The sequence below is a fragment of the Chitinophaga sp. genome (genome assembly GCF_035564935.1).
Taxonomy (GTDB): domain Bacteria; phylum Bacteroidota; class Bacteroidia; order Chitinophagales; family Chitinophagaceae; genus Chitinophaga.
Map to the genome: position 1 here is coordinate 1 of NZ_DATMTE010000880.1, position 25,528 is coordinate 25,528.

The window sequence follows — 25,528 nt, forward strand, 5'->3', positions numbered from 1 at the left end:
ACCAGGAAGTTTCAAGAAGATTCGGTATAGGAGGACCTTATACCTATAATATCGAATATTTTTTAAACAGGTATCCAGGTGAGCATCCGTTGGATTTTCCCTCACCGTCATTTTCAGATGTAGAGTGGGTGTTAAGTGGAAGTACATTTGACGCCTATAAAAATACAGGTAATGATAGTGACCAAAGAAAGTACGGTGTATTGGCCATTCGTGCCGGTGTATATGACCGGCATGCTGCAACGGTAGGACAATTATATAATTTCGGTGCCAGGGCAGGAACTGCCACTAAGCCGGTAGCACTGTTCACCCAGGGTGCATTGCTTACTACTCCCGTAAATGGCGCATGGGAGTTTAACGGCACTGCGCTTTACTTTACAATAGGAGGAGTGCGTAAGCAGGTGCAACTGGCGGCTGCAGGCGGGCAGTCACTCGCTGTAACAAACGAATCTGCACAAACAACACAAACAGATCCAACAATAAGTATCTTAATGGAGGAAATAGCAGCCTTGAAAGAACGTGTTAACCAACTGGAAAGTAAGTTAAAAGAAAAGTAGGCTATCGAATCCATAAAGACAGATGACAGGGAGAGGCTACAGCCTCTCCGCATCATTTCTCCGCTACCACCTTAAAATCCTCAAACACCACATCAAACGGCAGCTTCCCTGGTGCAGCCGCTACCGGTCCTATTTGCACCTTTCCGCCGGGAGGAAAATACGCCAGCCGCAGCATATCAAATTTCTTATTATCAAAAGAGTATTCAATCTGCACATAATCTCCTTTACGCAGTAATTTCAGCCACATGCTTTTGGGGCTGTCATGACGCGGTACTACCGACCAGTCGGATACTTCACGTGTTACTACGGCGCTTACATTCTGCACGCCGTCTACATATTCAATCCCTGTTTTAATCCAGTTTTTGGCATCCTTGCGGATCATCAGCCCGGCCTGGTGGAACAGTTCTTTATATTGACCGGAAATTTTCACGGTGGCGGTAAAATCACCCTCCTGCTCCTGGTAATAAAAAGGACCGTTATCACGGATGAAGCCATAGTGCGTTACCTGCCAGTAATCGGTACCCGGGTCAACGGTCACATTGATCCGGTTATGATTTGCCGACCATTTCTGAGGAGTGTTATACCATTGCATTGTTTGTGCTTTTAATCCCATACTTACCGCTATGAAAGCGGATAATGCTACAATTTTTTTCATGTTGTTTCCGTAAAAATTTTATGTAAGATGATAAATATTCTCCGGAATGAATAATTCCCTGGATTTATTAACTTTAAGAACCCTCACTAACCTGTTATGACTATGCGCGAAGAAAACCCACACATCAGCAAAAGTAAATCCGTTGCCCTTATAGTAGCCCACCCGGATGACGAAACCTTATGGGCGGGAGGTACCATCCTGTTTCATCCCCAGTGGAACTGGACCATTATCAGCCTGTGCCGCGCCGCCGATGCAGACAGAGCCCCTAAATTTTTTAAGGCATTACAATTGTACGGGGCACAGGGAGTAATGGGCGATATGGATGATGGTCCTGAACAAACGCCGCTTCCGGATGAAGTAGTGGAAAACCAGGTGCTTGCTTTGCTGCCGCTGCAGCATTACGACCTGGTCATTACCCATCACCCGCAGGGGGAATATACCCGTCATCTCCGCCATGAAGAAGTAAGCGCCGCCGTTATCCGGTTGTGGCAACAGGGGCGTATCAGCGCTGATGAGCTTTGGGTGTTTGCTTATGAAGATGGGCTAAAGTCCTATTTCCCGGAGGCAGTACCTGAAGCTACCATCTATCATGTGCTGGATAAAGATATCTGGCAACGGAAATATGAAGTGATCACGGAAACGTACGGATTTAAGACGGATAGCTGGGAAGCTGCTACCACACCGCAGGCGGAATCTTTCTGGTGTTTTAATAATAGCGGGGAAGCCCTTCAGTGGCTCAATAATTTACCGGTTGAACTATGAGAGTGCTTTTATTATTTGATTATCCGCCGGCTCCCGGAGGGCTGGCCACACAGGGAAATTTATTGTACCAGGGTTTGCTGGAAACCGGCGTAAATGCCCTTGCGGTACACTACGATTCACCATTGGAAAAAGAATGGTACTACAATTGGTTTAAGCCGGATGTAGTAGTAGGTGTTGGTTACTGGGGATATTGCCCCCAGCTGGTGCTGCACCCTCAACGGTTTGGCGTGCAGCCGGTTCCATGGCTGGTGGCCGATGGATATATCGCCAACTACCAGGATGTGTTAAACCAGCTGCCGCTGATCCTGGTTACCTCGCAATGGGTGAAGGAAATGTACATGCGGGATGGTATCAACGGTAATAAAATTGAAGTTCTGCCCGTAGGCTGTAATACCAACAGGTTTATTCCAATGTCCCAACAACATCCGAGGGTGAAAGCCATCCGTGAATCTATGGGCGTAGCGCCGGATGAACTGATGCTCCTTACTATAGGCGGCGACGCCTGCTCGAAAGGCGCCAGGGAAGTGATGCAGGCATTGTCGCAGTTAAGCGGGGAAGTACCGGACAACTGGAAGTATATCTGCAAAGTATGGCCGCAGGAACGCAGCAATAAACAGAATAAAGCCGACCTGGAGCTGGCGGAAGAACTAGGATTGGGCAACAGGGTCAACTATGTGACCAGTATCGTATCAAGGGAACAGATGCCTTACCTCATTAACGCCTGTGATATTTACGTGGCGCCATCGCGGCTGGAAGGCTTCGGGATGCCACAGGTAGAAGCCGGCGCCTGCGAAAAACCGGTGATCGGTATAAGGGCCATGGGAATGCTGGATACGCTGGTACATGGTGAAACCGCTTTGCTGGCCGGCGTAGCGGAGGAAATTGTAACCAGTGAAGTAATGGTAGGTAAAGAATCCGGTTTTGATACCAGCCGGAAAGTAGTATTTCCCACACCCCGTACAGTAGATTACCGGGCAGATATAAATGATATCAGGCAACACCTGCAGCGGCTAATGACAGATGCCGCCTACAGGGAACAGTTAGGCAAAGCAGCGCGTAAAAGAGTAGTAGCAAATTTTGATTACCGGGTAATAGCAAGGCAGTTCATTCAACTGATGCATGAAAAACTTAATATCCGTTAAACATGGAAGCTTCCTCCTGGTCAACTATCAATGCAGCCAGGGATGCCGCACTAAAGGCATTGCTGCATAATGTGAACGGCCCTTTTCATGGCCTTCCCCGCACCGCCGGGTGGGGATATCCTGAACCATATACAAGAGACCTGTTGCTGTCTTTTTTTGGTATAGGCGTTACCGGTAACCAGGTGCTGATCAACAGTATCAGGAAGGTGCTGGAAACGCTGGCAAAAAACCAAACGCCACACGGGCATATTCCCTCTCTTGTGCATGATAAACAGGACCTCGGCGCCAGCGACTGCACCCCGCTCTTCCTGCTGGTAGCCGGTATGTACCGGAAACTGTCGGGAGAAGAAGAATTTCTTGAAGAAGCGGTGAACAGATCGCTGCAGTGGATGGAGTACCAAAGTCCTTCAGACCGCTACCTGGTGGCGCAGCAACCTACCAGCGACTGGCGCGATGAGCAGTGGGTACTGGGCTACGGCCTGTTTGTGAATACGCTTGTGTACAGCTATCTCCGTATCCTGGGGCATCATGAACGCGCGGAAAAGGTAAGACAAGCCATGGGAAGATTTACCATCACAGGAGGAGTACAACACCGGCATGTACATGAAGGACTGGTGGTGAAACATAAGCCCTATTACGCCATGTGGTCCTATAAAGTGCTGAGCAGTGAAAGGTTTGATCTGCTGGGCAACAGCCTGGCCATACTTTCCGGTATTGCAGCGCCCACGCGGGCGGCAGAAATGGTGACATGGATCGAAGAGGAATGCGCTGAGCTGGCAAAGAACGGGCAGCTGGGCGTGAAACTGCCTCCTAATTTCTTCCCCTATACGAAACCGGGCGACAACGACTGGCATGAACGCTATGCTTTTTTTAATCTCCCGGGAGAATATCATAACGGCGGTATCTGGCCGTTTATCTGCGGCTTTTATGTGGCCGCGCTCGTGGCGGCAAAAAAATACCGGCTGGCAGAAGAAAAACTATTGGAGCTTACCAGGATCATCACCATTTCCAACAGCGGTAAATTAGATTATGGATTCAATGAATGGCTGAAAGCACAGGACGGAACTGCAAAAGGGCAGGAGTGGCAAACCTGGAGCGCCGCATTGTACCTGTACGCCGCAAAATGCGTGGAGGAAAAACGTACCCCCTTCTTTGATGAAATGAGAATGCGCCAGCCGGTTGCATGATAAGTTGAAGAAAGATTAGTCAGCCCGGTTAGTGAATTGATGTAACTTCGCACCCAATATCCCTGTGTAAAAACTTATGAAGATGAACATTTACAGATCCCTTATCCTGGTAGCAGTTTTTGCCACCACCCTCACCGCCTGCGGAAGCCTTGAAATGGCCGGGCCGGATACCGTTACACCCGTAACCCCGCCTCCCACCACACCGCCCGTAACAGGCAATAATAAAATTGAAGGCAACTGGAATTTTGCAGGTGCTACCATGACCGGTACCAGCACCGTGTCTGCAGGCAATACCAAAGCCATTTCCTATAACAACTATACAACGTTCAACAATAAGGGCATATGCGTGATTGACGGCAGTTCATTCAGGTTCACTGATCTCAGTTATTCTATCGATACGGTGCTCAGAACCGTGATGTATATGGATGGTCAGCTGATAACAGATATGGATATTCCTTTCCAGGTAACCATGGCGCCATACAGTGCAGCAAGTCCCTATAAACTGGTTGGCGCTGATTCTATTTATTTCAGCAATGGTGTTATTGAAAGTCCTTCTGCTACCGGTGGCACTATGCAAATGGTTGATGCAGGAGGAAAGATATCCTGGAGGGAAGATACCCTGGTGGTGACGCTGAAAATAAACCAGGTGGTGGAGTCGGCACTGGTAGCCGTTTCTCAGGAACTGAAGTTTGCAAAGCAGAAATAGCCTGATCAGCGGTCACCCTGCAACAGCAGGGGTAACCGCTGATGCTCTTTATTTTTTATGGGCATCCGCCGCCTGCCAGATGGCTTTGATGGTGGCTTCATCGTTCATCCCGTCCGGGCATTGGGCGGAACGGGTATTGGCCCGGTATTTTAATCTTCCTTTTTTCCTGCCTAGTGTAACCACTCTTGTTACCGGCATCTGCAAATGACCATTGGTGTCGTGATCCGTTATCCATTGATGGGCGTATTGCAGCCAGTTGTGGCGGTATTGCTCCGGTTGCTGGTAAAACCAGCTGATCTCATCAAAACCCCAGGGATAAATAGTGGTGGTATCCGGCACACCGGGGTGGTTGCTAATACCAAAATTATCCAACTCCACCAGGTAAGGCATCGACGCGGCTTTCCAGCCACTGGGTGAAATACCGCCTTTGCTTCTCCCGAAAAGCGCATCCGTAAAACCAACGGCTAAAATACCTTCCTGTGGCCGTTCCGGCACGGATTTGATCCGCAGCGGGAAGGAATTGAAATCCAGTAAGCTTTTACCATTGGCCACCATACCGCCCGATGGCGTATGGGCGTCCAGCAATACCCAGTGGTGGCGGGTATGTGTTTTTGCATAGGCCCGTATTTTTTCCAGGAAAGCGGCCCATTCGGTAAGCTGAGGATCTTCCATCCCTATCAGGGCAATCTGCCCGAGATGGAGGGCTTCGCATCCTACGGCCATATAAGTGCCGGCCAGGAACATAAACCAGAGGCGGGTTTCCACGCGTGTAATATCGGGCACGCTGTTGCCTTTGCTCCAGTGATCCACCAGTTTGCCTTTAGTGTTCAGCATATCGGCATAACGGAAATGCCGGTCCTCCGCAGGTAATCCCAGCGCCTGGAAGGCCCATGCGGGGATAGGAATGGTATTTACCTGTTCGCTGATCTGTTCAAAAAGGGCGGCCTGGAAAATGACGTCTGGATCATTTTTCTGAACCTCCTTTACAAGCCGTTTGGCATTGTCGAGATAATCTTTGTTGTTCAGTACCGCTTCTCCTCCCCAGCGGTAAATGGCGCGGCCTATGAACTTCGCGCCGGTATTACTGATCAGGCGGATATCGTCTTCCTTATTGGGATAAGGCGCATCGGAGGCGTAAGGATCTACTGCCAGAAATTCGGTCATGGTAACTGCATGATCCAGGTAATGTTCCAGCACGGGCCGGGAAATGCCTTTCTCATTGAAAGAGTAAGATTGTGCGCAGGAGGTAACGGCCCACAAACTGATACCTGCGGTCAGCCATGCTGCCGCCGGACGCTGAGTGAATAGTGACATGTCGTGGAATAAATTTTCCGGACAAGATACTTTTTTTTGCCTGCCGGAGGTAACATTTTTGGTGGAGTGGCGCAATTGTTTTTATATTGAGGCTGTTAAACGAGCCTGCCAACATATGAGATCACTGCCGGAAACTTTTCCTGTTTTGTTTACACCCCGTCTTCACCTGGTTGAAATTGAGCATTTGCATCAGCCGGACCTGTTTTACCTGCTCACAGATAAACGCGTTACCCGCTACTATCATGTTATTCCATTGAACGAGGTGGCAGATGTTCGTCCTGTGATCGATCTTTTTAAAAAACGTTTTAATGATAAGGAGGGTATCCGCTGGGGCATTGCCCTGGAAAATAAAACGGAGCTGATCGGGTTTATCGGTTTTAATAATTATGAAACCGCGGATACCGTGCCGTTGGTATTTGCACTGGTACAGGAATATTGGGGGAAAGGTTATATGGCGGAAGCGATTGAGTCGGTAGTGCAGTATATTTTCTCCGCACTGGAAGTAAAACAGGTGGTAGCGGATGTATTGCCGGGTAATGCAGCTTCCGAAAGCGTGCTGGAAAAAACGGGATTCAGCCATGAAGGGCTGGTGACCGGTGGCATGGTGTGGAATAATAAAAGTTATGATGTGAACCGGTATGTCCGGAAGGCCAACCTGTAAGTACCCCTACCTTTCAGGGCATAACAATGCCGCTTCCTGTAAAAAGGAACAGCAGGGATACTTACAGGAATTACAGATGCAGGATTAAGCTTTTTTAGCGGCGGCTTTCTTGGGAGCAGCTTTCTTTGGCGTCACTTTTTTGCCGGCGGCTTTGGGAGTGTTGGCTTTGGGTGCAGTTGCTTTTTTTGCAGCGGCTTTTTTCTTTGGTTTTGCGGGATCTTTTTGTTTATCTGTTAATCCTGCTGTCATCGCTTTGGCGGCTTTTTTTACATTCCTGAGAAATTTCTTTTCTCCCAGTTTCTCTTTTAAGTCGCTCAGCGCGTTCAATACGGCGGCTACTTTTGCACCGGCTTCTTTTTTGAGATGCTTGCCGGTTGGTTTACTCGAATCAGTCATGGAGCATTATATTATTTAGGAAAATGTTTATATTCAAAATTAACAATTAAATAATATTGGCAATGTTAAGTTTTATAAACCCATGATTCATAAACAATATTCTGAGCTTAATGAAACTGTTTTCAGCTATAAATTTGCTATATTGAGATAGGCTGCCTTCCTTGTGTCGGAGCTTGTTATTGTTTTAACCATTGGGGTATGGGTTCCAGAGATGTCATTATTATAGGAGGAGGCCTGTCGGGCCTCACCAGTGCTATTCATTTATCGAAAGCAGGATTACAGGTAACCGTAATCGAGAAAAGCAAATATCCTTCACACAAAGTATGCGGGGAATATGTTTCCAATGAAGTATTACCATATCTGCAATCGCTGGATGCAGATCCTTCGGTATTAGAGCCGTCCCGGATTAGCCGGTTAATCATTTCAGATCATTATGGAAAAACGCTGGAAACCCCGCTGCCATTGGGCGGTTTTGGGGTAAGCCGTTATGCCTTCGACCAGTTCCTGATGCAAAAGATGATTGCAAATGGTGTGGAGTTAATTGAAGATACGGTGACCAACGTGTTTTTTGAAAACGACCGTTTTTTCATTGATACCAACAGCTACGGCGTTTTTTCCGCACCGGTGGTGCTGGGCGCTTACGGCAAAAGAGCGGCGCTCGACGGGAAACTTTCCCGTCCTTTTTTCAATGAAAAGTCGCCCTGGCTGGCGGTGAAATCGCATTACAGCGGCAGCTTCCCCGCCGATATGGTGGGCCTCCATAATTTCGACGGGGGATATTGCGGCGTATCAAAAGTAGAAAACGATATCCTGAACATCTGCTACCTGGTAAGTTACGAGAGCTTTAAGCATTTTAAACAGATAGAATCGCACCGGGAACAGGTACTGTACCGCAACCAGCATTTAAAGGAGATCTTCGAAAACAGCACGCCATTATTCGATAAACCTTTAACCATCAGCCAGGTGTCTTTTACGGATAAAGAAAAAGTATTGAATCATATCCTGATGATCGGCGATACCGCCGGTCTTATTCACCCGTTGTGCGGTAATGGCATGGCAATGGCCATACAAAGCGCCCGGATAGCGGCCGAAAAAGTGCTGGCGTATTTTTCATCGCCGGCAGGTAACCGTTTACAGATGGAACAGCAATATATAAAGGACTGGAATAAAATGTTCAGTGGCCGTATGCGCACCGGCCGTGTATTATCCAGGTTGTTCCGTAATGAAAAGCTTTCCGCCACCATGATGAAGGGACTGATCCTCTTCCCCGGTCTCCTGCCCGGGATTATCAGGCGCACCCATGGCAAACCGTTAAATGCCGTACCGGAATGCGTGTAAATACCAGGCACCGTAGCCATGCCGCTGAGATCATGGACGATTTCAACATGGAAGGAGATCTGCTGAAGGCTACGCTCGACAAAATTGCACAGATCAATTCCTTACTGGGCGGAAACCGTATCACCCGGGAAGGTGTGGCAGCTTTACTGAAGGATATCCCCGCGCAGGAGGAAATTACCATCGCAGATATCGGCTGTGGTAACGGCGATATGCTGCGGCAGCTGTCGGATGCATTTTCAGACCGGAGAAAAATAAAACTGGTAGGCATTGATGCCAACCAGGCTACGGTAACGCATGCACGGAATTTATCAGGAGATTATCCGCATATTGCCTATTATTGCCAGGATATTACCCGGCCAGCCTTTCGGGAGCAACGCTATGATATTATTTTATGCACGCTTACACTGCATCATTTTAAAGAAGCGGAGATCCGGGAGCTGCTCAAAATGTTTTACCGGCAGGCTGCCAGGGGAGTAGTGATCAACGACCTGCACCGCAGCGCAATGGCGTACCGCCTGTTTCAGCTGGTATGCTTTGTGTTCAATTTAAACAGGATGGTCAGGGAAGATGGACTGGTATCTATTCTCCGGGGATTTAAAAAGAAAGAATTACAGCATTTATCGGCAGAACTTAATATTGATCAGTATTCCCTCAAATGGAAATGGGCGTTCCGGTATCAATGGATAATCAATAAAATATGAGCGTTAAAATTCAGACTGTCACTAAAGCACTACCGACTTACTCAAGAACTACCGCCGAAATTATTCCCTTTTTATCTTTATGGCTGCAGGGCCAGGAGGAAAGATTTATCCGCAAGGTGATCAAGATATTTGAAGGCGCCGGCGTGGATAAACGTTATTCTATTATGGGACCTGAAGAAGTGTTTACAAAAACTTCTTTCGAAGATAAAAATAATATTTACCAGCGGGAGATGATCGCCCTGGGCCGTACCTGCCTGCAAAGCGCACTGGACAAAGCCGGGCTGAAAGGAACAGACCTCGATTATATCATTACCGTAAGCTGTACAGGCATCATGATCCCTTCACTGGATGCTTACCTGGTCAATGCTTTACAGCTGCGCAAGGATATTGTTCGCCTGCCTGTTACCGAAATGGGCTGTGCCGCCGGCGTTTCCGGGATCATCTACGCAAAAAAAATGCTGGAAGCAAATCCCGGTAAAAGAGCTGCCGTGATAGCGGTGGAATCACCTACAGCTACGTTCCAGCTGGACGATTTTTCAATGGCTAATATTGTCAGCGCAGCCATCTTTGGCGACGGCGCCGCCTGCGCTATCCTCTCTTCCCATGAGCAGGACAATGGCCCCGAAATCCTCGCAGAGGAAATGTATCATTTCTTTGATGCAGAATACCTGATGGGCTTCCATCTTTCCAACAGCGGTTTAAAAATGGTACTGGATGTTGAAGTGCCTGAAAAAATAGAAGCGCATTTCGGCGATATTGTACATCCTTTTCTCGCAAAAAATAATCTCACTATAGCCGACATCGACCACCTGATCTTTCATCCCGGAGGAAAAAAGATCATTAACCTGGTGGAAGAACTGTTCCGCAGTATGGGAAAGAAACTGGACGACACCAAAGAAATTCTGCGGCAATACGGCAACATGTCGAGCGCTACGGTGTTATATGTACTGGAAAGATTCATGGAGCAATCGCCGCCCAAAGGCGATAAAGGACTGATGCTGAGCTTTGGTCCCGGTTTTTCCGCGCAACGAATACTATTGCAATGGTAAAAGAGTTTTCATCATATTGGGCATTAATATTGGGTGGCAGCACCGGCCTGGGGCTGGCGTCGGCACATAAGCTGGCCGCGCATGGCATGAACCTCTGTATTGTACACCGCAACACCCGTGTGGAGCTGGACAGTATAGAACGGCAGTTTGCAGCCATCAGGGCAACGGGGGTACAACTGCTCACCTTCAATACTGATGTGCTGAATGCAGCAAAACGTGCAGATGTGCTGCAACAACTGCAGGCCGCCATGGGCGAAAACCGCATCCGTTGCCTGCTGCACAGTATTGCCAGGGGGAACCTCAAAACGTTGCCGGACCTGGAGGCAGATGATTTTAATACTACCATCGCAAACATGGGCGTGAGCTTATACGAATGGTCGGCCGATATCCTGCACAGGCAACTGTTTGCCACTGATGCACGTATCCTCTCTTTTACAAGCGATGGCAGTTACAAGGCAATGGAACATTATGCCACCGTATCGGCCGCAAAAGCGGCGTTGGAATCTATTACCCGGAGCATTGCGCTGGAGTTTGCGCCGCATGGAATAAGAGCTAACTGTATCCGCGCAGGCGTAACAGACACCGCATCGCTGCGGAAAATTCCCGGTAGTGATGCGTTGCTGGAGCATAGCAGGGAAAGGAATCCATTCCGGCAGCTTACCACACCGGAAGATGTAGCCAATGTTGTATACCTGCTGTGCAGGGACGAAGCTGCCTGGATCAATGGCGCTGTTATACCGGTAGACGGAGGTACACATATTCATTAGCGTATGACAAAAGAAGAAATCCTGCAGCATTTACCCTATGCGCCACCTTTCCTTTTTGTGGATGAACTGGAATATATTGATGAAGAAAAAGCAACGGGTATATTTACATTTCATGCAGATATGCCCTGCTATAAAGGACATTTTAAAACGCATCCGGTTACGCCGGGCGTATTGCTTACAGAAGTAATGGCGCAAACAGGGCTGGCTTGTTTAGGCATTTATTTGTTGAGGAATGAAATACATAAACAGCTACCCACTGTTGCTATGACGGCTGCACATATTGACTTTTACCTGCCTGTGGCGCCGGGTGAAACCGTAAGGGCAAAGGCAGCGAAAATATATTTCCGGTTTAATAAACTGAAATGCCGCGTGGAATTATACAATACTGCCGGCGCTTTGGTTTGTGATGGAACAATAGAAGGCATGATCATCAAAAAATAAAAATGAATAACAGGGTTGTCATAACAGGATTAGGTGTAGTAGCGCCAAACGGTACGGGTGTAGCGGCTTTCAGCGAGGCGATCAAAAAAGGTATATCCGGTATCCGTTATGACGAACAACTGGCCGCACTGAATTTTTCCTGCCAGATAGCAGGTATGCCTGAAGTACCTGTTACATTGCAGCAACAATATTTTGAAGAACTGGAATTGAAACAGCTGAGCAGCTCCGGTATTATTTACGGTGTAATAGCCGGTATGGACGCCTGGAAAGATGCAGGCTTACCGTTAACGGCCGATACTCCCGACTGGGACAGCGGTACCATTTTCGGCGCCGGTTCTTCCGGCGTAGATAAATTCCGCGAGGCCATTTATAAGGTAGATGATTTACAGGTACGGCGTTTGGGCAGCACCGCAGTTACGCAAACAATGGCCAGCGGTATCAGTGCTTTTCTCGGCGGTAAACTGGGACTGGGCAACCAGGTAACCACCAATTCATCTGCCTGCACCACCGGCGCAGAAAGTGTGCTGATGGCTTATGAACGTATTAAGTATGGATACGCCAAACGTATGCTGGCCGGCAGTACCAGCGATAGCGGCCCTTATATATGGGGTGGCTTCGATGCTATGAAAGTATCTACCTTTAAACATAATGAACAGCCGCAGGCTGGCTCCAGGCCCATGAGCGCTACGGCCAGCGGTATTGTTCCCGGCAGCGGGGCAGGAGCGCTGTTGCTGGAATCGCTCGACAGTGCGCTGGAACGCGGAGCAGCCATTTATGCGGAAGTATTGGGCGGAAACATTAACTCCGGCGGGCAACGTAATGGCGGCAGTATGACTGCCCCCAACCCTTTAGCCGTGCAGCGTTGTATTTCCGCAGCCCTTCAGCAGGCAGGCGTGCAGCCGGGTGATATTGATCTTGTTAATGGTCACCTTACTGCCACCGGTAAAGATGCGGAAGAAATAGCGAACTGGTGTACGGCACTTCAGCGCAAAGGAAAGGATTTTCCCTATATCAATGCCCTGAAATCGATGGTAGGCCACTGTTTGAGCGCCTCCGGAAGTATTGAACTGGTGGCAGTGGCCTTACAGCTGAAAGAAGGGTTTGTATCTCCCAACATCAACTGCGAAGATCTGCATCCCGATATCCAGGCATTGGTAGACAGGGAAAAAATTCCGGAACAACTATTGTATAAAGACATAAATTTAGTGGCAAAAGCGAGCTTTGGTTTTGGAGATGTAAATGCTTGTATCATTCTAAAAAAGTACCTGCAACCTTAAACAACGTAATATGGACAAAGAAACATTCATTGAGCAGTTAAGAGAAATAGTAAGGCCCTATGCTAAGAACCAGGAAGCACTGGCAACGATCGATGTTTCCACCGATTTCATCAAAGACCTCAAAATTAATTCTGCTAACCTGGTAGATGTGATACTGGACGTAGAGGAGAAATACGATATCGTTATCCAGAACGAAGAAATGGAACGCATGCTGAATGTACAGGCCGCCTTCGATATAGTGGAAATCAAGCTACGCGAAAAATGATCGGCAACGATATTATAGATCTCCGGGCGGCTGCTGTTGAAAGCCGTATTCACCGTAAAGGTTTCCTGGAGAAGTTATTCCTTCCCGGCGAAATCAGGATGATCCGTGAAGCGGCATACCCGGCAATAACTACCTGGTTGTTGTGGAGTTGCAAGGAAGCCGTATATAAAATAGTGCATCGAAATACCCGTGAAAGAAAATATGCACCGCAACAGTTTACCTGCCATATAACACCGGAACACATTGGTAAAATGACCGGTACCGTATTGCATGATAATCACACCTATTACTACCAGAGCCTGGTCACCAATGATTATATCCATACCTGTGCGGCAACAGATGCTTTCCTGCTCAGGGAAACGCTTGTATTTACGGATCAGCAGCCGGCTGGTAACTATACCGGCTTTATGCAGCAGGTGCTTTCAGCAAAGGAATTATTTTATAAAGATGAAACGGGAATACCGTATATCCTTCACCGTGAGGATGGCAGGCGGCTGCCGGTTTCTGTAAGTCATCATGGAATGTATTGCGGGATTGCAAAATTAAAGGAAGCATAGATGTTAGACTTCTATTTAATACCCGACAACCAGCCAACACCAGGTTCTCCTGAAAACCTTGAGACAGCAGGCTCGCTGGATAGCCACACATTCCGGCAGTTAAAAAAGCAGATCATACCTCCCCATTATGATTATTACACCGACTTCCAGTGGAACAGTACCATTGTACAACGAATGGAAAATACTCTCTTGCAAACGGGACTACCGCCGGATGCTGATGTACAACAGCTGCTTGCCTTACTGCGTACCGCCAGGGAAAGGCAAAGCGGCTTAGTTGCCTACGCCGACTGACCCGTGATACCTTAGTGTTCCGCGTTCTTTCCACTTGATTAATTCACAAGTATGTATGAACATAATGGTAATAAAATACCAACATACGGTAAAATGCTATTTAAATAGTGAATAATTAAATCCGATCTTTACTAATATTAAACAACCAGATAGCTATAGTAATTGCCGGGTACGTTCACCCCGGTACCTGACAGTGCACAATTAATTGCTGAAAATTATGTTCCAACGTTGTGTCAGACTCACCATCTGCTCTCTTGCAATTTTATCCGCGTGTAACAATGGCGATGCACCGGGAAATCAGCAGGAAAAATTACCTGAAATTGTAGACTACAATTTTGACATACGGCCTGTTTTATCAGATAAGTGCTTTGCCTGTCATGGTCCAGACGCCAATAAACGGGAAGCAGGCCTGCGGCTTGATATTGCCGACAGTGCTTATAAAGCGCTGCGTGAAACACCGGGAGCGCATGCACTGGTACCGGGCAACCCGATGGCTTCCGTATTGTACCAGCGTATCAGCTCTACAGATTCTTCTATGCGTATGCCGCCGCCATCTACCAATATGTCGCTCAGCAATTACGAGGTAAAGCTGATTGAAAAATGGATCAAACAAGGCGCAAAGTATAAACCGCACTGGGCATTTGTAGCGCCGGTAACGCCTGCATTGCCTAAAGTGAACAAAGAGAAATGGGCGCGCAACGAAATAGATTATTTTGTATTGGCACGCATGGAGGAAAAAGGATTGGAACCCAATTCTGCCGCAGATCATGAACGGCTGCTGAAACGCCTTTGCCTCGACCTTACCGGCTTGCCTCCATCACCGGAAAGAATGGAACGCTTTGCAAAAGATACCAGCGACGGGGGGTATGAACGTATGGTAGATGAACTGCTGGCCGACAGCGCCTATGGCGAAAAAATGGCGGTGCACTGGATGGATGTAGCCCGGTATGCAGACTCACACGGCTACCAGGACGATAACTACCGTACCATGTGGCCCTGGCGCGATTGGGTGATTCATGCATTCAACGAAAACCTGTCTTACAAAGATTTTATTACCTGGCAACTGGCGGGAGATATGATCCCCGGCGCCACCCGGGAACAATTACTTGCTTCCGGCTTTAACCGCAATCATAAGATCACGGAAGAAGGCGGCGTAATAGATGAAGAATACCGCATAGAATACGTTACAGACCGCACTAATACTTTTGGAAAAAGCATGCTGGGCATCACGATAGAATGCGCGCATTGCCATGACCATAAATATGATCCCTTCTCACAAAAAGAATATTATGAGCTTTTTGCTTTCTTCAACAACGTAAAGGAAGTAGGCCTGCAATCTGTGGTGGGCGGCCCTGAAACATACGCCAAAACGCCTTACATGGAGATCACAAAAGAAGATCTTAAAGGCGTACTCAGTTTCATTAACAAGCAAGACACCAACCGCCTGATCGTATCCGTAATGGGCGAAAAGGATACAACGCGGAAAACGTATATCCTTGGCCGTGGTAACTACGATAATCCCACGCTGGAAGTACAGCCCGAAACACCGCACGCCGTATTGCCGTTTGATGTGAAGCAATACCCGGCTAACCGCCTTGGACTGGCTGGCTGGCTGTTCGACAAACGGAACCCGCTCACCGCAAGGGTTTTCGTGAACCAGCAATGGCAGGAAATATTCGGCAGAGGCATCGTGAAAAGCACCGGCGATTTCGGTATGCAGGGCGATCTGCCCAGCAACCCGCAGCTGCTCGATTGGCTGGCGGTCGACTTTATGCAGCATGGCTGGAATATTAAACGGCTGATGAAGCAGATAGTAATGACTACCACCTACCGGCAATCGGCCACCATCTCTAAGGACAAACTGAAAGCAGATCCTGAAAATATTTACCTCTCCCGTGGGCCACGGTTCCGCCTTACTGCGGAAGGTGTGCGCGACCTGGTGCTGAAGAGCAGCGGTTTGCTGGTACCCGAAATTGGCGGGCCCAGTGTAAAGCCTTATCAGCCTAAAGGCTTGTGGGAAATGGCTACTTCCGGCAGGGGCATCCTGGCCACCTACCGGCAGGATCACGGCGAAAACCTTTACCGCAGGGGGTTGTATACCTTTATAAAACGCACGGTGCCACCGCCATCTATGATGATCTTTGATGCAAGCAACCGCGATCAGTGCGAAGTAAAGCGCGCCAACACCAATACGCCCCTGCAGGCCCTTATCATGCTGAATGATCCTACCGTGCTGGAAGCCTCCAGGGTATTGGCTTCCAGGCTGCTGCAAAAAGATAGTAACACTACCAGCAACATAACGCAGGCATTCCGTTTAATCGTTTGCCGCACACCACAAAAACAGGAAGTAGATCTGCTGGAGAAATATTATGAACAACAGCAGCAACTATACAAACAGCAACCCGGTAATGCGGTGAAGCTGCTGAAGCATGGCGAATACCCGATGGCAGAGCACCTGGACAATGCTTCATGGGCTGCCATGATGCAGGTGATCACCACTATTTATAACATGGAAGAAACGCTTTCAAAAACATAACGATCGTATAGTCACGCATAATAAAGGCCGATGAAAAACCAATTCATAGAACATCACCTGAACATGAACCGCCGCAAGTTCCTGTCCCGCCTGAGTTTGGGCGTGGGCAGCCTCGCGCTGGGTTCATTGCTGGTCCCCGATCTCTTTGGCAAAAGCAGTGGAGAAGAAGCGCCCTTTATCCCGGGGATGCCACATTTTGCACCCAAAGCCAAAAGGGTCATCTACCTTTTTCAGAACGGGGCGCCTTCCCAATTGGAGAGCTTCGACTATAAACCAAAGCTGCGGGAAATGATGGGGCAGGAGCTGCCGGCATCTATCCGTATGGGACAACGCTTAACCGGTATGACCTCGGGGCAGTCATCTTTCCCGCTGGTAGGCTCACACTTCGATTTCAAACAGTATGGCGAAGCCCGTGCCTGGATCAGTGACCTGTTTCCGCACACGGCAGGAATAGTGGACGACATCTGCATTGTACGTTCTATGTTCACCGAAGCCATTAATCATGATCCGGCGCTTACCTTTTTCCAGACGGGAGCGCAGCAGGGGAACCGCGCCAGCTTTGGCTCCTGGATGAGCTATGGTCTTGGCAGTGAAAATAAGAACCTGCCTGCCTTTTGTGTGCTGTTATCAAGAGGTAAAGGAAACGGGCAAGGGGTATATTCCAAACTATGGTCCAATGGATTTTTAGACAGTATCCACCAGGGCGTTCAGTTCAGCAGTGGTGAAAGCCCGGTGCTGTACCTGAATAACCCCGAAGGCATTGATATGGCCAACCGCCGCCAGATGCTGGACCAGCTGGCTGCCCTGAACGATCAGTCGTATAAAGAATTTGGCGATCCTGAAATCAATACCAAGATACAGCAATACGAAATGGCTTACCGTATGCAAACTGCGGTGCCGGAGCTTACTGATCTCTCCAAAGAATCTGATGATATCATTAAGCTGTACGGACCGGATTGCCTGGTGCCCGGCACTTTTGCGGCAAACTGCCTGCTGTCGAGGAAGCTTTCTGAAAGCGGTGTGCGTTTTATCCAACTGTATCACCAGGGCTGGGATCAGCATGGCAACCTGCCCAATGAAATGGCAGGGCAGGCAAAGGATGTGGACCGTGCTTCCGCAGCGCTGATCACGGACCTGAAACAACGTGGCCTGCTCGATGAAACACTGGTGATATGGGGCGGTGAATTTGGAAGAACCAATTACTGCCAGGGTAAGATGACCGCCGACAACTACGGCCGCGATCATCATCCCCGCTGCTTCTCCATCTGGATGGCCGGCGGCGGTGTAAAACCCGGTATCGTTTACGGGGAAACCGACGAATTTGGATATAACATCGTAAAAGACCCGGTACATGTGCACGACTTCCATGCTACCATCTTACACCTGATGGGACTGGACCACGAAAAATTAACTTTTAAACACCAGGGACGCCGCTATCGTCTTACAGACGTAGCTGGTAAGGTAATCCCCGGATTAATGGCCTGATAAAAATATTGTTATAATGGAAAGAAGAAAATTCATACAGTCGTCGGCGTTAGTAGCTGCTTCGTTTTATATTTCCCGCGATCTGTTTGCCAAACCAAAAGGACCGGTGTACGGGCATAACGGCATGCGCTATGCGCTGGATACCAAATGGGGCACGCTGGACAGCAGCCGCTATCCTGTAAAGGACTGCCATGAGATGGTGCAGGATAAAAAAGGCCGAATCATCCTGCTTACCAACGAAACAAAGAATAATATCCTCGTTTATAATAAATCCGGCAAATTGCTGGATAACTGGGGCCATGAATTTCCCGGTGCGCATGGGCTCACGCTGAGCAATGAAAACGGTACGGAGTTCCTTTTTATCACAGACACCGAAAAGCACCAGGTATACAAAACCACCATGGATGGCAAGATCCTGCTCACCATTGATTATCCTGCCGAAACAGGCGTGTATAAAAAGAAAGAGGAGTTTGTGCCTACAGAAACAACAGTGGCGGATAACGGCGATTTTTATATTGCTGATGGTTATGGCGCACAGTATGTGATGCGTTACGACCGTAATGGAAAGCTGCTGGGATATTTTGGAGGAAGAGGTCAGGGAGATGAACACCTGGATAATGCCCACGGTATTGTGATAGACCGTCGCAAAGGCTCACCCACGCTCATTGTTACCGACAGAACAAGGAATTGCTTTAAACGCTTCAGCCTCGACGGGCAATTACAGGAAGTAATAGCCCTGCCCGGCGCATGCGTATGCCGCGCCGTGATAAAAGGCGATCACCTGTATGCAGCCGTATTACGTTCCCCCAATATGGATGCAAACGCAAGCGGTTTTGTAACCATATTGGATAAAGACAATAAAGTGGTATCTAATATTGGCGGCACCGCACCGGTGTACGCCAACGGGAAACTGCAGCCTATGCAGCAGGCAGAGAAAATATTTGTGCATCCGCATGATGTATGCGTGGACGACGATGAAAATCTGTATGTAGCGCAATGGGCTTCCGGGAAAGTGTATCCATATAAACTCAGGAGGGTATAATGACCGTGAAACAGCCATCCAGATGGCAAAGCGCAGGCAACAGCCTGTTATTTGCCGGGAATATTTTTATCCTTTTCCTACTGATCTTTGGCAACCGGGTAGTATTACCTCCCTGGTTGCAGGTGCTGGGCAGGATGCATCCCTTATTGCTGCATTTTCCCATTGTACTGATCCTGGTAGCAGGCGTATTAACGTTTATCCGTTTACGTGAGCCGGCAGCTGAGGCATGGAAACAGCAGCTGGCCAGTGCCTTATTACTCGCCGGTGCACTCAGTGCAGCCGTTACCGTTATAATGGGACTATTCCTGTCCGGTGAAGAAGGATATAACGGCAGCGGTACCCTACAGTGGCATAAATGGAGCGGCGTAAGTATGTGCTGGCTGGCTTCTTTATTATATTGGCTGGGCCAGTCGGCTATAAACCGGCCTGCATTACAGAAAGGAGGTGTACTTATTACGGCCGCTTTACTGGTTGTAACCGGGCATTTCGGGGCAGACATCACGCATGGTGAAAATTTTGTGCTGGCGCCTGTAACTCCCGCAGGCAAAAGACCGCAGGTACCTCTTGACCAGGCGTTGGTATATGAACACCTGGTAAAACCGGTGCTGGAAGAAAAATGTATGAACTGCCATAATGCGGGTAAAGCAAAAGGCGAACTGGCAATGGAACTACCGGCGCAATTGCTGAAAGGAGGAAAAAGCGGTAAGCTGTTCGTGGCCGGTAAACCTGATGTGAGCCTGTTAATGGAAAGACTTCATTTGCCGCTGGATGCAAAAAAACATATGCCGCCTGCCGGTAAACCACAGCTCACACCGGAAGAGGCAAACCTGCTTTATTACTGGATCAAAGGTGGCGCCGATTTCAACATGAAAGTAGCTGCATTGCCGGCGCACGATAGCCTGCGGTTGCTGGCAACCGCCATGTTGCAGCCAGGCCCGTCGGCCGCTCCGGTGTATCATTTTGCAGCAGCCGACGAAAAACTGGTGCAAAAACTGAATAATAATTACCGCGTTATTTACCCGGTAGCGCTGAATGCAGCGCCACTGGTAGTAAATTGCTACAACAAAGACCAGTTCAATAGTAAGTCGATCGAAGAACTGCTGCCCCTGAAAAAACAGATCATAGAAATGCACCTGCAGAAAATGCCGGTGCAGGATGCAGACCTGAACATCATTGCACAGTTCCCCGAACTCCGCGTACTGAACCTCAGCTTTACTAACGTAAAGGGACAAACGCTATCGGCCCTGGCAAAGCTCCCACACCTGGAAAGCCTTTCCTTGTCGGGTACGCCTGTTACCTTACAGCAGTTACAGGCGCTGAAAGCAGCGCCGGCATTGAAAGAGCTGTACCTGTGGAATACGGCGCTCAGCCCCGCGGAACTGGATCAGCTGCCCACTGTATTTAAACAGGTAGCTATCATCAAAGGATTTAAAGATGATGGTAAAGAACCGCTGAAGCTGAATCAGCCCCTGTTGGCAAACGCCTCACCGGTTTTCCGCAGTACTGCACAATTGCTGCTGAGGCATCCTATTAAAGGAGTGGAGATCCGCTATACTACCGATGGGTCGGTACCGGACAGTATGAACTCACCGCTGTTTAAAGACAGCCTGCTGTTGCAAGGCAATACTACCATCCGCGCTATTGCCTGTAAGAAGGGCTGGTATGCGAGCGATCCGGTGCAGTTCAGTTTTTACAGATCTTCGTATACCCCTGACAGTGTGGTATTGCTTACGCAACCGGATGGAAGCTACGCCGGCAACGGCGCCAAAACTTTATGCGACGGGCAGAAAGGCGGCACAGACCAGGGCAACCAGAAATGGCTGGGCTACGTGAAAGAGCCCATGGTAGCCATACTGTTATTTAAACAGCCCGTACCCCTGCAATCAGTTTCGGTAGGCATCTTACGAAATATTAACGGGTATATTTTTCCTCCCGCCAAATTGGAAATATGGGGTGGCGCAGATGCACAGCACCTGAAACTGCTGAAAAGTATCATTCCCGCAGCGGGGAAGAAAGACGATCCCGCCGCCGCAATGGAAGTAACGGGTACTTTCCCGGTTACCCATGTTTCCTGTGTGAAACTGGTACTGGATCCGTTGCTGAAAATACCCAGCTGGCATCCAGGCAAAGGAAACCGGGGATGGGTATTTACAGATGAAGTGTTGTTGAATTAGCTGTTAAAATTCGCCTACCTTTAAGGGGTTAACGTAGCGGATAAACAGATGAAACAATATAAATACGAAGAAATAGCAGCGAACATTGAGAGTAAAATCACCGGTGGCCAGTATTTACCTGGTCACCGGTTACCTTCAGTGAGAACATTAAAACAACAGTACCGGACCAGCCTCAGCACCATACAGAGCGCCTACGATGAACTCCTGTTAAAAGGCCTGGTGGAAAGCGCTCCCCGATCAGGTTATTATGTAAGCGCCCGCCCGGCGGCTGCCGGGAAAGTGGCCACCACCCCGATAGTAAGGGATCCTGTATTCAGGAGCAATCTTGCAGTCATCACTTCCCAGAACCTCCAGCGCAGCGCCATTTCAGAATTTAATGTGGCGGCTCCCGGCGACCTGTTATTACCGCAACAACTGTTGCTGAAAACCATGCAGCAGGTGATCCGGGAAAAAGGTGCGGCGCTCTTAAAATATTACCCGGCCAACGGTTCGGCAACGTTGCGCGAAAGTATCACCAAACGCGCGGCACACCATAATACCCGTTTCCAGGCAGATGAACTGCTGATTACAGACGGCGCTTTACAGGCCGTATATATTGCGTTGGCGGCAGTGTGCGAACCGGGCGATGTAATTGCCATTGAAAGCCCTTGTATTTTTTCCGTACTGGAAGTGATCAGGGTGCTGAGGCTCAGGGTAGTGGAAATCCCCGTGCGTCCTTTCACAGGATTTGATGTAGACGCTTTGAAGGAAGCCTGCGCCATACATGCATTCAAGGCTATTGTGATTACGCCGAATTTTCATAATCCTACCGGGGTGCTGCTTACCGATGAACAGAAACAGCAGCTGCTGCGGGTAGCGCAAACAAATAACATCCCCCTGATTGAAAATGATATTTATGGAGAACTGCCTTTCAATGGAGAGCGTCCTTCCACGATCCGTACCTTCGACAACAGCGGGTTGGTGATGACGTGTTCCTCCTTTTCCAAATCGCTGGCGCCGGGCATCCGCCTGGGATGGTTGTCGGCCGGGCGCTTTTACCGGCAGGCGGAGCAGGTGCGGTTTGCCATTGGCAGCAGCGTATCGCCGGTGTACCAGGAAACCATGAATAAAATACTGGAGGGAAGCGCCTATGAAAAACACCTGCGTATTTTCCGTAAGCAGCTGGCTGCCCAATGCACGCAAAGTATAAAACTGATCCGGGAATGTTTCCCTGCAGGTACGGAGGCAAGTCGCCCCGAAGGCGGGTATCACCTGTGGGTGCGGCTGCCGGAAACATTGGCGATGTCGTCTTTCTACCGCTTTTGTGAAAAAGCAGGGGTGAGATTTACACCGGGATCAGCTTTTTCTTTTACGGATGCCTATGATCATTGCTTCCGCCTGGTGTATGCCGATAAATATACGCCTGCAAAGGTAGCGGCTATACGAAAAGCAGGCGGCTATGCCGTTGCCAACAGCTGATGAAACCTGTACCGGTAACATTTCGGGCGACTGTATCCTGCTGCATCGCCGGTGGTAAATACTTTTGTAGCTCATTGGTTTAAAAAAGGAACATGAGCACCATCATTACAAAGTTTGCAGTGGCGTCTGATAAGATGATTGCAGAGTTATTATACCTTACCCGCACCTGGCTGGAAGAGCACCCGGAAATAGCTATGGAAGGGCAATACAGCAAAAAGATCCTGGTGAACAGTATGAACAGTTTTTCCAGCCAGTGGTTTATTGTATATGCAGGAGAAGAACCGGCGGGTTTCGCTTTTGTTACCGAAGGCGGCGCAAAACCGGCGTTCCTGGAGGGAAAGCGGGCCATACAGCTGCAAGCCTTCGCGGTATTAAAGGCATATGCAGGCGCAGGGGCGGATAACTCTTTGCTGGAGAAATGCCTGGTGGTATACAAGGGCCGGGATGCCATATGGGCGCCGCTTTCTGTGGCGCAGGACTTCCTGGCATCCAAGGGGTTTGTGGAAACAAACAACTACCTGGTAAAGGAAACCTGGTAACAGGATTTGCGGAATAATAAAAGTAAATATTATCTTAACACCTCATTATTTCCACGTTTAATGCTCACGTATGAGGTCCGGGTATCTTATTTTATTCCTTCTCTTTTTTGATCAGCTGCCATCATTTGCGCAGCAGGTAAAGATTGCCTGCCTTGGGGCAAGCATTTGTGCGGGCGCACGGTTGCCCCATCCTGAAACGGAATCTTACCCCGCACAGCTGGGAAAGCTGCTGGGACGGGGTTACGAAGTAACCAATTATGGTGTAAGCAGCACTACCTTGCTGAAAAAAGGCGATCATCCCTATTGGAACACTCCGCAGTACAAAGCAGCGCTGGCAAGTAATCCTGACATTGTGCTGATAGACCTTGGAGGCAACGACAGCAAGCTGGTGAACAGGGTGCATCTTAACGAATATGAAGCCGATTACCGTGATATGATCCGTGCGTTCCGGGCTTTGCCTTCACATCCGCGTATCCTGCTGTTGCAGCCCGTTGTTTCTTTTGTGAAAGATACCACGCAGATTTGGGACCCGGTGATCAGGGAACAGATCCTGCCTAAAGTGCGGCAGGTAGCTTATGACGAAAACGTGGAGCTGGTAAATCTGAACGCGTTGCTGATTGGTAAGCCGGGGCTGATGCCGGATGGTATTCATCCGGAGCTGGAAGGCACTACCATGATGGTAAAAACGCTTTTCGAAGTGCTGCAGCCGCTGCGCGATACTGCTTTTAACGCTGTCAGTCATCTACCGGGGAATAAAAAAATATCTTCCTTTTACGGTTACCGATGCACGGACTTTGATTTCAGTGGCCGTGCGTGTAAAGTGGTAGCGCCAAAATTTGCGGCTGCCGGTCACCCGTGGATCTGGAGGGCCCGCTTCTGGGGGCATGAACCGCAAACAGATATTGCCCTGCTGGAAAGAGGCTATCATGTGGTGTATTGCGATGTGGCGGAATTATTTGGCAATGCCGAAGCGGTGCAATTATGGAACGGTTATTATTCGTTGCTGCGTAAAGCCGGACTGGCCCGCAAAGCAGTAATGGAAGGCATGAGCAGGGGAGGCGTATATGTGTACAACTGGGCGGCGGAAAACCCGGACAAAGTAGCGGCAGTATATGTAGATAATCCTGTGTTAGACCTGTGCAGCTGGCCGGGCATCCAGTTTAAAAAGCAATCAGCCAACCGGGATGAGTGGGAAACCTTTAAGAAAGATTATGGCTTCACATCAGACAGTGCAGCGATGAACTTTAAAGGAAGCCCGTTATACAAAACGAAGGAAATCGCGAAAGGAAAGTATCCCATGCTGCATGTGCTGGCGGATGCGGACGCCGTTGTGCCGCCAGGGGAAAACACATTACCGTTTGAAGAAAAAGTAAGGGCACTGAAAGGGGATATAACGGTAATGCATAAACCGGGTTTCGGACATCATCCGCACAGTTTCCCCGATCCTACGCCAATAGTGGATTTTATCCTGAAATCGGTTAAGTAAGCCGTCATTGAGCCTTCAGCAAAGGGCCGAAGGCTCAATGTGAATTATTTATTTTACCAGCCACTCCAGTTTATACATGCCACGGAACCTGTCGTAAGTAAGCAGTTCTGCATCCCGCTTAAACAGGGCGTCCATCTTATCTGCCAGGGTTTCGTGAGCAGGGAATGCCTGTTTTACGTTCCAGGCGGTGAGCGTTTGTATTTTGCCATTGGAAGCGGAGAAGTATGTTTTATACTGGTCTTCCGGGCCGGCTTTCGGAGATGCCGGTATTTTTCTCTTATACAGCAATAACTGCGGGTTTTTATTCAGGATCTGGTAGCTATGATTACCTTCTACCCGGTATACATCCCCATTTGTTAGCTGGTAAGCAAATATTTCATTTTTGTTGATATGAATATCTTTGCCATTATGCTGCAACGTAACATAACTTTTGGGCGCCAGTGTATACAAATGAAGCCGGGGCGCCTTGTTGCTGTCATCTTTGGTGTAACTCAGCCTGTTGGTCAGGTAATCGTCCATAGTGCTGTAAATGCCCGCAATTTTCTTTTGCGCGTCCGCTGCTGTATTGATACACATCAATAAGCAGATCATGTAAAAAATTCTGCTACAGTATTGCATAGTCCAGGTGTTTTGGTGCTACCATTAATTTAACAAAAATAGCTGGTAATTTCCTGCGCAAATATGATAAAAATCAGTTAAAATGCGGATTTTGTCTGACTCAGGATTTTGATGATTTCGCTGATTA

General features: G+C 48.7%; 26 protein-coding genes. 22 read left to right on the plus strand and 4 right to left on the minus strand.

Annotation, left to right across the window (positions count from 1 at the left end):
• A partial coding sequence (locus VN105_RS22905; protein ID WP_325644583.1) for a hypothetical protein occupies window positions 1-554 on the plus strand: 554 nt, incomplete at its 5' end.
• A 52-nt stretch (window positions 555-606) separates the two neighbouring features.
• Here the strand turns inward: VN105_RS22905 and VN105_RS22910 are convergent.
• The gene (locus VN105_RS22910) at window positions 607-1,209 is read right to left on the minus strand and encodes a DUF1349 domain-containing protein (RefSeq protein ID WP_325644585.1); all 603 of its coding nucleotides are present in this window, start codon (window positions 1,207-1,209) and stop codon (window positions 607-609) included.
• Between the two features lie 102 nt (window positions 1,210-1,311).
• Here VN105_RS22910 and VN105_RS22915 point away from each other — a divergent pair, with 102 nt between their 5' ends.
• The 4 genes from VN105_RS22915 (at window position 1,312) to VN105_RS22930 (ending at window position 5,006) form a co-directional block, all read left to right on the plus strand.
• Entirely contained in the window at window positions 1,312-1,971 is a 660-nt protein-coding gene (locus VN105_RS22915; RefSeq protein WP_325644587.1) for a hypothetical protein, read from the plus strand.
• On the plus strand, window positions 1,968-3,113 hold the full coding sequence (locus VN105_RS22920; RefSeq protein WP_325644589.1) for a glycosyltransferase family 4 protein: 1,146 nt from the start codon (window positions 1,968-1,970) through the stop codon (window positions 3,111-3,113). Before VN105_RS22915 ends, VN105_RS22920 begins: the two co-directional genes overlap by 4 nt.
• 2 nt (window positions 3,114-3,115) lie before the next feature.
• On the plus strand, window positions 3,116-4,300 hold the full coding sequence (locus VN105_RS22925) for a glycoside hydrolase 100 family protein (RefSeq protein WP_325644591.1): 1,185 nt from the start codon (window positions 3,116-3,118) through the stop codon (window positions 4,298-4,300).
• 82 nt (window positions 4,301-4,382) lie between these two features.
• Window positions 4,383-5,006, plus strand: coding sequence for a hypothetical protein (locus VN105_RS22930; RefSeq protein WP_325644593.1), 624 nt, complete (start codon window positions 4,383-4,385; stop codon window positions 5,004-5,006).
• Window positions 5,007-5,054: 48 nt separating this feature from the next.
• Here the strand turns inward: VN105_RS22930 and VN105_RS22935 are convergent, their stop codons facing one another.
• Window positions 5,055-6,320 (minus strand): hypothetical protein, encoded by a 1,266-nt coding sequence (locus VN105_RS22935; protein WP_325644595.1) that lies wholly within the window; start codon window positions 6,318-6,320, stop codon window positions 5,055-5,057.
• Window positions 6,321-6,435: 115 nt separating this feature from the next.
• Between VN105_RS22935 and VN105_RS22940 the strand changes: the two genes are divergently transcribed.
• Window positions 6,436-6,981, plus strand: a complete 546-nt coding sequence (locus VN105_RS22940) for a GNAT family N-acetyltransferase (protein WP_325644597.1) — start codon at window positions 6,436-6,438, stop codon at window positions 6,979-6,981.
• 84 nt (window positions 6,982-7,065) lie between these two features.
• Here the strand turns inward: VN105_RS22940 and VN105_RS22945 are convergent, their stop codons facing one another.
• Window positions 7,066-7,377 (minus strand): hypothetical protein, encoded by a 312-nt coding sequence (locus VN105_RS22945; RefSeq protein ID WP_325644599.1) that lies wholly within the window; start codon window positions 7,375-7,377, stop codon window positions 7,066-7,068.
• A gap of 198 nt (window positions 7,378-7,575) precedes the next feature.
• Here VN105_RS22945 and VN105_RS22950 point away from each other — a divergent pair, with 198 nt between their 5' ends.
• The 16 genes from VN105_RS22950 (at window position 7,576) to VN105_RS23025 (ending at window position 24,783) form a co-directional block, all read left to right on the plus strand.
• Entirely contained in the window at window positions 7,576-8,715 is a 1,140-nt protein-coding gene (locus VN105_RS22950; RefSeq protein WP_325644601.1) for an NAD(P)/FAD-dependent oxidoreductase, read from the plus strand.
• Entirely contained in the window at window positions 8,706-9,416 is a 711-nt protein-coding gene (locus tag VN105_RS22955; RefSeq protein ID WP_325644603.1) for a methyltransferase domain-containing protein, read from the plus strand. The genes VN105_RS22950 and VN105_RS22955 overlap by 10 nt, the downstream gene beginning before the upstream one ends.
• Complete coding sequence (locus VN105_RS22960) at window positions 9,413-10,465, plus strand: type III polyketide synthase (RefSeq protein WP_325644605.1); 1,053 nt, start codon at window positions 9,413-9,415, stop codon at window positions 10,463-10,465. The genes VN105_RS22955 and VN105_RS22960 overlap by 4 nt, the downstream gene beginning before the upstream one ends.
• Entirely contained in the window at window positions 10,459-11,232 is a 774-nt protein-coding gene (locus VN105_RS22965) for an enoyl-ACP reductase FabI (RefSeq protein WP_325644607.1), read from the plus strand. The genes VN105_RS22960 and VN105_RS22965 overlap by 7 nt, the downstream gene beginning before the upstream one ends.
• A gap of 3 nt (window positions 11,233-11,235) precedes the next feature.
• Complete coding sequence (locus tag VN105_RS22970) at window positions 11,236-11,673, plus strand: FabA/FabZ family ACP-dehydratase (RefSeq protein ID WP_325644609.1); 438 nt, start codon at window positions 11,236-11,238, stop codon at window positions 11,671-11,673.
• Window positions 11,674-11,675: 2 nt separating this feature from the next.
• A complete protein-coding gene (locus VN105_RS22975; RefSeq protein WP_325644611.1) occupies window positions 11,676-12,950 on the plus strand; it encodes a beta-ketoacyl-[acyl-carrier-protein] synthase family protein in 1,275 nt (424 codons plus the stop codon).
• A gap of 10 nt (window positions 12,951-12,960) precedes the next feature.
• Window positions 12,961-13,215: an acyl carrier protein gene (locus VN105_RS22980; RefSeq protein WP_325644613.1), complete on the plus strand. Its 255-nt coding sequence runs from the start codon at window positions 12,961-12,963 to the stop codon at window positions 13,213-13,215.
• Entirely contained in the window at window positions 13,212-13,772 is a 561-nt protein-coding gene (locus tag VN105_RS22985) for a 4'-phosphopantetheinyl transferase superfamily protein (RefSeq protein WP_325644615.1), read from the plus strand. The genes VN105_RS22980 and VN105_RS22985 overlap by 4 nt, the downstream gene beginning before the upstream one ends.
• Window positions 13,773-14,063 carry a hypothetical protein gene (locus VN105_RS22990; RefSeq protein ID WP_325644617.1) on the plus strand — a complete coding sequence of 97 codons (291 nt, stop codon included), beginning with the start codon at window positions 13,773-13,775 and terminating at the stop codon, window positions 14,061-14,063. It begins immediately after the preceding gene.
• 217 nt (window positions 14,064-14,280) lie between these two features.
• A complete protein-coding gene (locus VN105_RS22995) occupies window positions 14,281-16,599 on the plus strand; it encodes a PSD1 and planctomycete cytochrome C domain-containing protein (protein WP_325644619.1) in 2,319 nt (772 codons plus the stop codon).
• 30 nt (window positions 16,600-16,629) lie between these two features.
• Window positions 16,630-18,084 (plus strand): DUF1501 domain-containing protein, encoded by a 1,455-nt coding sequence (locus VN105_RS23000; RefSeq protein WP_325644621.1) that lies wholly within the window; start codon window positions 16,630-16,632, stop codon window positions 18,082-18,084.
• Between the two features lie 16 nt (window positions 18,085-18,100).
• Window positions 18,101-19,126, plus strand: a complete 1,026-nt coding sequence (locus VN105_RS23005; protein WP_325644623.1) for a 6-bladed beta-propeller — start codon at window positions 18,101-18,103, stop codon at window positions 19,124-19,126.
• Window positions 19,126-21,300 (plus strand): FN3 associated domain-containing protein, encoded by a 2,175-nt coding sequence (locus VN105_RS23010; protein WP_325644625.1) that lies wholly within the window; start codon window positions 19,126-19,128, stop codon window positions 21,298-21,300. The genes VN105_RS23005 and VN105_RS23010 overlap by 1 nt, the downstream gene beginning before the upstream one ends.
• A 48-nt stretch (window positions 21,301-21,348) precedes the next feature.
• On the plus strand, window positions 21,349-22,758 hold the full coding sequence (locus VN105_RS23015; protein ID WP_325644627.1) for a PLP-dependent aminotransferase family protein: 1,410 nt from the start codon (window positions 21,349-21,351) through the stop codon (window positions 22,756-22,758).
• Window positions 22,759-22,850: 92 nt separating this feature from the next.
• The gene (locus VN105_RS23020; protein WP_325644629.1) at window positions 22,851-23,297 is read left to right on the plus strand and encodes a hypothetical protein; all 447 of its coding nucleotides are present in this window, start codon (window positions 22,851-22,853) and stop codon (window positions 23,295-23,297) included.
• A gap of 70 nt (window positions 23,298-23,367) precedes the next feature.
• On the plus strand, window positions 23,368-24,783 hold the full coding sequence (locus VN105_RS23025; RefSeq protein ID WP_325644631.1) for a GDSL-type esterase/lipase family protein: 1,416 nt from the start codon (window positions 23,368-23,370) through the stop codon (window positions 24,781-24,783).
• Between the two features lie 48 nt (window positions 24,784-24,831).
• Here VN105_RS23025 and VN105_RS23030 read toward each other — a convergent pair whose 3' ends face one another.
• Window positions 24,832-25,374, minus strand: a complete 543-nt coding sequence (locus VN105_RS23030) for a hypothetical protein (protein ID WP_325644633.1) — start codon at window positions 25,372-25,374, stop codon at window positions 24,832-24,834.
• Window positions 25,375-25,528 lie beyond the last annotated feature (154 nt).